Origin of the sequence: Methylobacterium sp. J-067 (assembly GCF_022829465.1) — a bacterium.
In the GTDB taxonomy this organism is placed as follows: Bacteria; Pseudomonadota; Alphaproteobacteria; order Rhizobiales; family Beijerinckiaceae; genus Methylobacterium; species Methylobacterium litchii.
In genome coordinates, this window is record NZ_JAKSXZ010000057.1 from 1 (window position 1) to 789 (window position 789).

General features: G+C 77.6%; 2 pseudogenes. One reads left to right on the forward strand and one right to left on the reverse strand.

From position 1 onward, the window contains the following. Positions 1–301: pseudogene (locus MKK52_RS05430) on the reverse strand (methyl-accepting chemotaxis protein); the annotation flags it as partial. Positions 302–316: 15 nt separating this feature from the next. Here MKK52_RS05430 and MKK52_RS05435 point away from each other — a divergent pair. Continuing rightward, positions 317–789, forward strand: a pseudogene (locus MKK52_RS05435) (methyl-accepting chemotaxis protein); the annotation flags it as partial.

A 789-nucleotide genomic window follows, 5' to 3' on the forward strand; every position in this document is an offset into this window, starting at 1 on the left:
GCGCCGCCTCGATGGTCGCGTTCGGAGCGGGCAGGTTCGTCTGGCCGGCGATGCGGGCGATCAGCCCCCCCGCGGCGCCGATGCGCTCCACGGCGGCGCTCAGGCCCTGCACCAGCCCCCCCGTCTGGTCGGCGGCGCTCACCGCCTCCCGCGCGATGCTGGCGGACCCGTCCACCTGCCGCCCGATCTCCTGGACCGACGGGCCCAGTTCCTCGGCCGCCGCCGCGACCGTGGCGACGTTGCTGCCGGCCTCCTCGGCGGCGGCCGCGACGGGCGTCGATTGGGCGGCGGTCTCGGCGGCGGGGCCGCCACGTGCGCCGGCCGGGCGAACCGGCTGGCCATGAAGCGGGCCGACGGGGGGGGGCGGGCAGGGGGGGCGGGGAAGGGGTTCGACGTGGTGGCCGCCGAGGTGAGGGAACTCGCGAGCCAGACGGCGCGGGCGACGCAGGAGAGCGCCGCGCAGATCAGCCGGATCCAGGGCTCGACGGGCCAGGCGGTGGCGGCCATCGGCGGCATCACCCAGCGGATCCGCGACATCAGCGCCACGGCGACCTCGATCGCGGCGGCGGTGGAGCAGCAGGGGGCGGCGACGCAGGAGATCGTCCGGAACGTGTCTCAGGCGGCGGCCGGGACGGGGGAGGTCACGGGCAACATCACCGGCGTGGCGCAAGCGGCCGAGGAGACCGGGGCCGCCGCCACGCAGGTGCTCGGCGCGGCCTCGGAACTCTCGCGGCAGTCCGAGCACCTGACGGCCGAAGTCGCCCGCTTCCTGGCGACCGTGCGCGCGGC